Source organism: Mesorhizobium sp. M7A.F.Ca.MR.362.00.0.0, assembly GCF_004023175.1.
Classification (GTDB): Bacteria; Pseudomonadota; Alphaproteobacteria; order Rhizobiales; family Rhizobiaceae; genus Mesorhizobium.
Genome location: NZ_RZTF01000604.1, coordinates 2019 through 2521 on the forward strand (window position 1 = coordinate 2019; position 503 = coordinate 2521).

The window sequence follows — 503 nt, forward strand, 5'->3', positions numbered from 1 at the left end:
GACTGTCACCTGATGTCCGATCCATCGCGGCGCCTGGATATAGGCGATCCGCTCTTCCATCCTGCGGTCAAGAACCGGGCGAACGTGATCGAGCAGATGGCCCACCACGTCACCAGTCCTCGACTGGCAGACGGCGTTTGTGGCGTACGGGATGCTCGGCAGGCGCCGGTTTTGCGGGGCGCAGCGCATCATAGGGTTTGGCGGCCTCTACCGCATGTGCTCGACGCACGGCATTGCGCAGCTCGATTTTTGATGGCTTTTGCCCGCTGGCGATTTCCGTTATCTGACGGCGGAGCGTCACTTTTTCGACATCCGTTCGCGCATTCGCGCTGCGTTGGTGCGAGCGGTCAGCTTCGTGCTCCCACAACGTCATGGGAGCAAGCATTCCGTCACGCCGCTCCACGGGCCGGAACTCCCTCGTCTCCGGGTCCCGGATGTAGACGTGGCTGATATCGCGAGGATCGTATCGCAGCTCGAGCCGTCCCAGACGGTCTCGTTGCGGG

1 pseudogene is annotated in these 503 nt (G+C 62.6%); it reads right to left on the reverse strand.

Annotated elements, in window-relative coordinates:
• Window positions 1-109 precede the first annotated feature (109 nt).
• Window positions 110-503: pseudogene (locus EOC06_RS35830) on the reverse strand (Mu transposase C-terminal domain-containing protein); the annotation flags it as partial.